Source organism: Vibrio sp. Vb1127, from assembly GCF_033338735.1.
In the GTDB taxonomy this organism is placed as follows: domain Bacteria; phylum Pseudomonadota; class Gammaproteobacteria; order Enterobacterales; family Vibrionaceae; genus Vibrio; species Vibrio alginolyticus.
Window position 1 is genome coordinate 87,802 of the sequence record NZ_JAWOTF010000014.1, and the last position, 8,907, is coordinate 96,708.

Genomic DNA, 8,907 nt, shown 5'->3' on the forward strand with positions numbered 1-8,907 from the left:
GATTAGTTCCTCAATGTCCGCTTTTAGAAAATGAACTGACGTCTTTTATTTTTGTTTTATCTCAATAAATCGTGTTTTTATGATGTCTTGTGAGGTTTTTCACTGACTTGATCTAGTTGTTTTAATCTTTGGAGTGAATTGAATTTTTCATGCACGCGATTTGGGAAAAGCTCAGTGTAAATTTGCCAAAGTGTGTTTAGATTTCTATGACCAGTCACTTGAGCTACTTCTTCAATGGAAAAACCTTGTTCAAATAAACGGCTTGCTCCTTCTCTCCTAAGATCATGATATCTAAGGTCTTGGATCCCTAGTGAGCTTCTTACACGTTGGAAGCCTGCGGAAACACTTTTGCTGTTGTAGGGGAAGATACGGTCGCAAGTTTTAGGCTGTCTATTCAAGATTTCCCAGGCTTCTCCTAAAAGTGGAACCCACATATGATTCCCTTCTTTTTTACGAGGGTCTTTACGATCCCGTACCTTAACAGCTCTAGTTCCTTCGTCTACGTCTTCCCATAGAATTTTGCACACTTCTCCAATCCGCATACAGCTCAAAATAGAAAAATCTAGAATATCTAAAAATGGGATATGAGCGGCACGATGTTCTTGTCTTCTCCGAAGTTCTACTTTGATTCTGTTCAGCTCTGACGTTTCAGGGCGTCGGCTTCTTCGGTTTGATTTAGCAATTAGATTGTGTTGATAAAGAGTATAGTAAGCTTCCTGTACGACAGAATCGTTAACATCTATACCAAAAATTGGCTTTGCTGCTCTAAGAACACTGCGAAGATATGAAATATCACCGGACACTGTTTGAGGGCTTGTTCCCGCGTCATTACGATCTTTACAGTGCTGAACAAGGTTGGCTACGGTCAACTTGTTCGCTTGTATTTTCGCTAATTCTGTATCAATTAGCATGTTAAGACCGTAACGTTTTGAACGACCAATACCTTTCGCAATGTGAGGTTCATTTAAGTACATGATGATCAGCTCTCGAAGAGTAACTTCTGGGGTTTTACCTGGTAGGCCATGCGTTTCGAGTTTAGATACAAGCGCCGTCCCCCATGCTTTTGCGTCGGCTTTTTTCCCGAAAGTACGAGATTCACGATATACTACGTCATTACCTTTTTTTAATCGAACAACACATCTATATCGCAGTACCCCTTTGCTGGTTTTACGTCTCTCCAATGTAAAGCTGGCCATCTATGGTTCCTTGATAGTTGTTCGAATGCGTGCCCCATATGATACTGGGATACATATGGGGCACGCAATAGCGAAAAATGATTGAGAATAATTGAAAATGAACCGAGAACAGAAAATAGATAATTCTTTGCAAAATATAGACTTGTCTAGTAATATTGATGTGTCAAAGAGTGGGAGATTTAGCGTAGCACCCATGTTAGATTGGACTGATCGTCATTGTCGCTACTTCCATCGCTTAATGACCAAAGAAACCCTGTTGTACACTGAAATGGTGACGACAGGTGCGATCATTCATGGAAAAGGAGATTTCCTGGCTTATAACGAAGAAGAGCATCCGTTAGCCCTTCAACTTGGTGGTTCAAACCCAGCAGATTTGGCTACGTGTGCCAAGCTAGCGCAAGAGCGTGGCTACGATGAGATTAACCTAAATGTGGGGTGTCCATCTGACCGCGTACAAAACGGTCGATTTGGTGCTTGCCTAATGGCTGAACCGCAGTTAGTTGCGGATTGTGTCGCAGCAATGAAAGACGTGGTCGATATCCCTGTAACAGTCAAGACTCGCATTGGTATTGATGATCAAGACTCTTACGAGTTCCTAACGGATTTCGTTTCTATTGTTTCAGAAAAGGGTGGCTGTGAGCAGTTCACTATCCATGCTCGTAAAGCTTGGTTAAGTGGTTTAAGCCCAAAAGAAAACCGCGAGATCCCACCATTGGATTACCCACGCGCTTACCAATTGAAGCAAGACTTCTCACACCTAACGATTGCGATTAACGGTGGCGTGAAATCATTAGAAGAAGCAAAAGCACATCTTCAGCATCTTGACGGTGTGATGATTGGTCGTGAAGCATACCAAAGCCCATATCTACTGGCATCGGTAGACCAAGAGTTGTTTGGCTCTAATGCTCCAGTGAAGAAACGCAGCGAAATTGTTGAAGAGATGTACCCATACATTGAAGCGCAATTAGCGAAAGGTGCGTACCTTGGTCACATTACCCGTCACATGTTAGGTTTGTTCCAAAGCATGCCCGGTGCTCGTCAATGGCGTCGTCATATCAGTGAAAATGCGCACAAACCAGGTTCTGGTCTAGAAGTATTGCAAGACGCGCTAGCTAAGATTCCAAAAGAATTGAATGTGTAAAATTCGCCAGTGAATGGCTAAAATTACCAACTAAAGAATGATAAAGCCAGAGTGCAGAAATGCCTCTGGCTTTGTTTTTTTATTAAAAATCATAATCTTAACTTCGTTTCTGTAAGTTGGTATGGAAACTGCTCTGTTTATTGAAAACAAATGGAGAAGTGATTATGTTGGAGCTAATCTTTATTTTAGTCTTTGCGGCGACCTTGTTGGTTACGGGGATCACAATGATGACCGTATTCGCAGCAACTGGTATTGCGTTAGTTGTGATGTTTTTACTGGGAATGGTTGGAGCGGTACTCAAACTATTACCATGGTTAATCGTGATTGCATTGGGTATTTGGTTCTTCAAGAATTACGTTGCTCAGCCCCGCTATAAATAATGAGTAACATCATTTAGTTGATGGAGAGGCGTGAGAATATGGTATATTTCCTCTCACGTCCTCTACGTGAATATCAGCTATCTCGGAGTAAATACTACATGACAAATAAAGCGAACATCGCTTTAACGGCATTATCGTTGGCAGTATCTTTTCCTGTTTTTGCAGAGTACTCTGTATCGACAAAAGTCGGCGCAGAGGTATGGGCTGCCGACACTAAAGTTAATGAAGCGAGACGAGATAGCAGTACCACAGGCACTTTTTACGCGGCGATTGAACATGATGTTAAATACGTCCCTAATGCGCGCCTTCGTTACTCAAGTGTTGATGCGAATTACATGGGGTTCGATAAGCTCGATTTAACCTTGTATTACCACGTTCTAGAGCATGATTTATTGCACTTTGATGCGGGTCTTACGTTCAGTAATTTAAGTGACACTAAATATATTGATGCTGGCTCAAGCAGGCGTGTAGAAGAATTTGATGAGCTGATTTGGGCTTGGTATGGCTACGCAGAAATTCAAGTTCCGGATACAAAATTTGATGTGATTGGTGAGATAAACTTTGGTGACAACAAAGGTATCAAAAGCACCGATTTCATGGCAGGTGTTCAATACAATGTACCGCTCGAAAAAGCTCGACTGGCTTTTCGTGGAGGTTACCGTGTGATTGATTTAGAGTCCGATAAATTCATGTCGGATCTAGGGAAAGAGTTTATTTTTGCTAACGGCTTCTTTGTGAGTGCGGAATACGCGTTCTAAATTCAGCCATGTTAGATATTCGATTTACTTAAAACGTCGCTTTATAAGCGGCGTTTTTTTATATCACTTCATTATATCTAATCGAAATTTCTCCCTATTTGGCTGACTTAGACCATGCTTACCTAGGAGCAATGTGAAAGTTAAAGCAGGGATAGCGATGACAATAAATGAACTAAGACATCTATTCCGTGAAAATCAGCTTATCGAAGCGATTATTGAGCCTGCAATCCAAGAGGGTGGTTGGGTTGTAGAGTTCAGACATGCGCGCGGTGGTTTTGTTTTTCTAACGGACAGTCACGGCGAAGAATGTCTTTATGAAGATTTGGATACTGCGTCAAAATCGGCAATGGCAGTAGGCTTTCAACAAGTCCGCATTGAAGATCGATGAGCAAAAAGTAAGCCGTTCTTACTTCCAAAAAGTTATAAAACATTCACTTCTATTCTTTCTTGTTATTAAGGAGAGTGGGTACTCTATCGTCACGCAATGAATAGGGATGTCGTGATAATGTCTTTTCAAAAGAATGAGTATTCTCACAAGAATGTGTCTGAAGATAATAATGGGCAAGGAGGAAATCCTCCAATCGCAAGCCCTCTGAATGACCAACAAATTAGCTCACTCCAACAAACTGTCTCTGAGTTGTCTTCACAGCAACTTGCTTGGGTCAGTGGGTATTTTTGGGGATTAGCTCAAAATCAACCAAACACAGCGGTAACGCCAATTGCACAAGCGACGGCAGCCGTATCAGCGAAGCCAGCAGGTAAGTTGAGTATTATTTTTGCTTCCCAAACGGGCAATGCTAAAGGTGTTGCTGAAGCTCTGGAGCAGGAAGCAAAAGCAGAAGGAATTGCAGTCGAACTTGTTGATGCAAGCGATTACAAAGGTAAAAACTTAGCCAAAGAAACGCATGTCATTATTGTGGCATCGACTAACGGCGAAGGCGAAGCGCCAGACAATGCCATTGAGCTACATGAGTTTTTGCAATCGAAGAAGGCACCTAAGCTGCCAAACCTGCAATATGGTGTTATTGCATTGGGAGATTCTAGCTACGAGTTCTTCTGTCAGACCGGTAAAGACTTCGACACTTACTTATCAAAGCTAGGCGCGACTCCATTTATCGAGCGTCTTGATTGCGATGTGGATTATGAAGCCCCTGCAACTGAATGGCGTAAGAATGCGTTAGACAAGGTAAAAGATACACTGTCTTCTGGCTCTGAAGCGGATGTGGTTCAACTTCCTGTGGGTCAAGCTGTGACTGCGCACTCTCCTTACAATAAACAAAATCCGTACACTGCGACGTTACTGACCAGTCAAAAAATCACGGGCCGTGACTCTGGAAAAGACGTTCGTCATATAGAAATCGACTTAGAAGGCTCGGGCTTAACGTATCAGCCTGGTGATGCACTAGGTGTGTGGTTTGAAAATAGCTCGGAACTTGCAAATGCCATTCTTGGTAAGGTCGGTTTGTCTGGGGTTGAGACTGTTGACGTTGATGGTGAAAGCTTGTCAATCCACAGTGCTCTTGTGAGTAAATATGAAATCACAACATCTAACCCACAGCTCATCACAAAGTTTGCCGAGTTATCCGGTAGCAAGAAACTACAAAAGTTAGTTGAAGATAAAGATAAGCTTCGCGAGTACTCTGCAAATACTCAAATCGTTGATGTACTGGCAGAAAAGAAAACCAAGTTAACCGCAGATGAATTGATTGGTTTGCTTCGTCGTCTTACTCCACGCCTTTACTCTATTGCATCAAGCCAAGAAGAGGTCGATGAAGAAGTACACCTAACGGTTGCTTTGGTTGAGTACGAACAAAACGACGAAAAACGATATGGTGGAGCGTCTAGTTTCTTAGCACAGCGTCTCGAAGAGGGAGATGAAGTTAAAGTATTTGTTGAGCATAACAACAACTTCAAACTGCCGGAAGATGATAGCACTCCAATTATCATGGTTGGTCCTGGCACAGGGATCGCACCATTCCGTAGCTTTATTCAGGAACGTGAAAACCGCGATGCTGAAGGCAAAAACTGGTTGTTCTTTGGTGATCGCACGTTCACTCAAGACTTCTTGTACCAAGTGGAATGGCAAAAGTATCTCAAGTCAGGAGTACTAAGCCGATTGGATGTTGCCTTTAGTCGTGACCAAGTAGAAAAGGTTTACGTACAACATCGCATCTTAGAAAACGCAGCTCAAGTGTGGCAGTGGATCCAAGAAGGCGCTTATATCTATGTCTGCGGTGATGCAACGCGTATGGCAAAAGATGTGCACGACGCATTGGTTATCGTTGCTGAACAAGAAGGCAAGATGCCGCGTGACGATGCAGAACAATTTATTAATGATCTACGTAAAGCGAAACGTTATCAGAGGGATGTGTACTAATGACTTTTTCTACGGACAATAATAAGCAGGTTGTATTAGGTGAAGAGTTAGGGCCGCTATCTGATAACGAGCGCCTGAAGCGAGAAAGCAACTTATTACGTGGCACTATTGAGCAAGATTTACAGGACCGTATTACAGGTGGCTTTACTGCCGACAACTTCCAGTTAATTCGTTTCCACGGTATGTATCAACAAGACGATCGTGATATCCGTAATGAACGCACAAAGCAAAAACTGGAACCATTACATAATGTGATGCTTCGTGCTCGTATGCCTGGAGGCATCATCACGCCAACGCAATGGTTAGCGATCGACAAGTTCGCAACGGAGCACTCTTTATATGGAAGTATTCGTCTGACGACTCGCCAAACGTTCCAGTTTCATGGGGTATTAAAACCGAATATTAAGTTGATGCATCAAACGCTCAACAGTATTGGTATTGATTCGATTGCAACCGCGGGTGATGTAAACCGTAACGTGTTGTGTACCACTAATCCAGTGGAGTCAGAGTTACACCAAGAAGCTTACGAATGGGCGAAGAGAATCAGTGAACACCTGCTTCCGAAAACACGCGCTTATGCAGAGATTTGGCTAGACGGTGAAAAAGTAGAAAGCACGGAAGAAGACGAACCGATTCTAGGCAAGAACTACTTACCACGTAAGTTTAAAACTACAGTGGTTATCCCACCGCAAAATGACGTAGATGTACACGCTAACGATCTCAACTTCGTAGCGATTGCAGATAACGGCAAGCTGGTTGGTTTTAACGTCCTGGTCGGCGGCGGCTTAGCGATGACGCATGGCGATACATCAACTTATCCGCGCCGCGCTGACGACTTTGGCTTTATTCCGCTGGACAAGACACTTGATGTTGCCGCAGCTGTAGTAACAACTCAGCGCGACTGGGGTAACCGTTCAAACCGTAAGAACGCAAAAACCAAATACACATTGGATCGTGTAGGTAGCGATGTCTTTAAAGCGGAAGTCGAGAAACGTGCTGGTGTTAAGTTTGAGCAAAGCCGTCCATATGAATTCACAGAACGTGGTGACCGTATTGGCTGGGTAGAAGGAATTGATGGTAAATATCATTTAGCGCTTTTCATCGAAAACGGTCGCTTATTAGACTTTCCAGGTAAACCACTTAAGACGGGTGTTGCTGAAATTGCCAAAATCCACAAAGGCGATTTCCGCATGACAGCGAACCAAAACCTAATTGTTGCGGGTGTACCTAAAAACGAAAAAGCGAAAATTGAAAAGATCGCTCGTGAACATGGCTTAATGGACGACGGCGTAAGTGAACAGCGTAAGAACTCAATGGCGTGTGTTGCTTTTCCAACTTGTCCGCTAGCGATGGCAGAAGCTGAACGTTTCCTTCCTCAGTTTGTTACTGATGTGGAGGGGATTCTGGAGAAGCACAACCTACCAGAAAATGACAACATCATTTTGCGTGTAACTGGGTGTCCAAATGGTTGTGGTCGCGCAATGTTGGCTGAAATTGGTCTAGTTGGCAAAGCGCCGGGTCGTTACAACTTGCACCTAGGTGGTAACCGTGCCGGTACTCGAGTACCAAAAATGTATAAAGAGAACATCACGGATAAGCAAATCTTAGAAGAGATTGATCTGCTGGTGGCTCGATGGTCGAAAGAGCGTGAAGAAGGCGAAGCCTTTGGCGATTTCACTATTCGTGCTGGCATTATCCAAGAAGTGCTCGTATCAAAGAGGGACTTTCATGCTTGATTCTGTAGCATCCAAGCTGGAGCTCACAGAGTTACTGACATTAACAAAGACGGAGCAAATCCTCCGTCTTGCTCAAATTAATGTCGAGCTCGAAAAGCTTTCAGCACAAGAGAGAGTAGCGTGGGCTTTAGATAATCTAGAAGGCGAGTTCGCGGTTTCTTCTAGTTTTGGTATTCAAGCCGCGGTTATGCTTCATTTAGTTACTCGCGCCAAAGCGGACATCCCCGTCATTCTAACCGATACTGGTTACCTGTTTGCTGAGACGTACCGATTTATCGATGAGCTGACAGATGCTCTCAACCTAAATTTAAAAGTTTATCGAGCCAAAGAAAGTGCGAATTGGCAAGAAGCTCGATATGGAAAATTATGGGAGCAGGGTGTAGAGGGAATTGAAAAATACAACAAGCTCAATAAAGTTGAGCCGATGCGTCGAGCGTTAAAAGAGCTTAATGTTGGAACGTGGTTCTCTGGATTGCGTCGAGAGCAAAGTAAATCTCGTGCAGGTTTACCGATTCTATCAATTCAGAACGGTGTGTTTAAATTTCTACCAGTAATTGATTGGACTAATAAAGACGTTCATTACTACTTAGAACAACACGGCCTTAAATACCACCCATTATGGGATGAAGGTTACCTTTCAGTTGGTGATACACATACCACTCGTAAATGGGAGCCGGGAATGTCAGAGGAAGAAACTCGATTCTTTGGCTTAAAGCGAGAATGTGGCCTACACGAAGATGATGGCTCTGAACAAGATGGGTCTGGCATATAGCCATAATGCTCTTTAAATAGAGTTTAGGTTAAGTTTAATAAAGATAGCTGCAACAAAGCAGCTTTCTTTATTTATGGTACTTGAAAAATACGTCTCAAAGAACAACTCTGTGGATAAGTTGTGTGAGAGTTTGGGGTAAAGTTGAATAAATAAAGGTTTGATCGAAAACTCATCGTTTAACCATTATTTTTGCAATTTTTGAAAAATAACACTTGCCAATGTGAGCGCGATCTCTATAATGCCTCCTCGTCGACAGGGCAAGGGCTCACAAGGGTTTAAGCGAAGTTGATAAGGCTGAAAAGAAAAACGAAATAATTTGAAGAAAGTGTTTGACACAATAAATTATATCGCTAGAATGGCCGCCTCTTCCGAAGTGATGTCAATCACAAAGAAGAGTTGCTCTTTAACAATATAGACCTATCAATCTGTGTGGGCACTCGTTGATGATAATCCAATTCGATACCTCGGTATCAAATTAGGTTTCAATGATACGAAGTGACCATTGAATCGAAAGATTCAGCACAGTCAATTCAAACATTACTTCTGC

Annotated in this window: 8 protein-coding genes; 7 read left to right on the forward strand and 1 reads right to left on the reverse strand. The window is 42.8% G+C overall.

What is annotated here, in order from left to right; translation table 11 throughout:
* Positions 1-77: 77 nt before the first annotated feature.
* Positions 78-1,196 carry a tyrosine-type recombinase/integrase gene (locus R7H07_RS17560; protein WP_000146090.1) on the reverse strand — a complete coding sequence of 373 codons (1,119 nt, stop codon included), beginning with the start codon at positions 1,194-1,196 and terminating at the stop codon, positions 78-80.
* Positions 1,197-1,293: 97 nt separating this feature from the next.
* Here R7H07_RS17560 and dusA point away from each other — a divergent pair, with 97 nt between their 5' ends.
* From dusA to R7H07_RS17595, 7 genes are all read left to right on the forward strand, one after another.
* A complete protein-coding gene (gene dusA / locus R7H07_RS17565) occupies positions 1,294-2,337 on the forward strand; it encodes a tRNA dihydrouridine(20/20a) synthase DusA (protein ID WP_277987617.1) in 1,044 nt (347 codons plus the stop codon).
* A 164-nt stretch (positions 2,338-2,501) separates the two neighbouring features.
* A complete protein-coding gene (gene pspG / locus R7H07_RS17570) occupies positions 2,502-2,717 on the forward strand; it encodes an envelope stress response protein PspG (RefSeq protein ID WP_005381266.1) in 216 nt (71 codons plus the stop codon).
* A gap of 98 nt (positions 2,718-2,815) precedes the next feature.
* Entirely contained in the window at positions 2,816-3,475 is a 660-nt protein-coding gene (locus R7H07_RS17575) for a TIGR04219 family outer membrane beta-barrel protein (RefSeq protein WP_064368809.1), read from the forward strand.
* A 157-nt stretch (positions 3,476-3,632) separates the two neighbouring features.
* Complete coding sequence (locus R7H07_RS17580; protein ID WP_005381264.1) at positions 3,633-3,863, forward strand: hypothetical protein; 231 nt, start codon at positions 3,633-3,635, stop codon at positions 3,861-3,863.
* Positions 3,864-3,980: 117 nt separating this feature from the next.
* Positions 3,981-5,852: an assimilatory sulfite reductase (NADPH) flavoprotein subunit gene (locus R7H07_RS17585; protein WP_206959955.1), complete on the forward strand. Its 1,872-nt coding sequence runs from the start codon at positions 3,981-3,983 to the stop codon at positions 5,850-5,852.
* Positions 5,852-7,588 carry an assimilatory sulfite reductase (NADPH) hemoprotein subunit gene (gene cysI, locus R7H07_RS17590; protein WP_017821724.1) on the forward strand — a complete coding sequence of 579 codons (1,737 nt, stop codon included), beginning with the start codon at positions 5,852-5,854 and terminating at the stop codon, positions 7,586-7,588. Before R7H07_RS17585 ends, cysI begins: the two co-directional genes overlap by 1 nt.
* Positions 7,581-8,360: a phosphoadenylyl-sulfate reductase gene (locus R7H07_RS17595; protein ID WP_005382748.1), complete on the forward strand. Its 780-nt coding sequence runs from the start codon at positions 7,581-7,583 to the stop codon at positions 8,358-8,360. Before cysI ends, R7H07_RS17595 begins: the two co-directional genes overlap by 8 nt.
* The last annotated feature ends 547 nt before the right edge of the window (positions 8,361-8,907 follow it).

Excerpts from the sequence above, each read along its gene's own strand:
- dusA (WP_277987617.1), top strand. The coding sequence starts at position 1,294 with ATGAACCGAGAACAGAAAATAGATAATTCTTTGCAAAATATAGACTTG.
- pspG (WP_005381266.1), top strand. The coding sequence starts at position 2,502 with ATGTTGGAGCTAATCTTTATTTTAGTCTTTGCGGCGACCTTGTTGGTT.
- R7H07_RS17595 (WP_005382748.1), top strand. The coding sequence starts at position 7,581 with ATGCTTGATTCTGTAGCATCCAAGCTGGAGCTCACAGAGTTACTGACA.
- R7H07_RS17585 (WP_206959955.1), top strand. The coding sequence starts at position 3,981 with ATGTCTTTTCAAAAGAATGAGTATTCTCACAAGAATGTGTCTGAAGAT.
- R7H07_RS17575 (WP_064368809.1), top strand. The coding sequence starts at position 2,816 with ATGACAAATAAAGCGAACATCGCTTTAACGGCATTATCGTTGGCAGTA.
- R7H07_RS17560 (WP_000146090.1), bottom strand. The coding sequence starts at position 1,196 with ATGGCCAGCTTTACATTGGAGAGACGTAAAACCAGCAAAGGGGTACTG.
- R7H07_RS17580 (WP_005381264.1), top strand. The coding sequence starts at position 3,633 with ATGACAATAAATGAACTAAGACATCTATTCCGTGAAAATCAGCTTATC.
- cysI (WP_017821724.1), top strand. The coding sequence starts at position 5,852 with ATGACTTTTTCTACGGACAATAATAAGCAGGTTGTATTAGGTGAAGAG.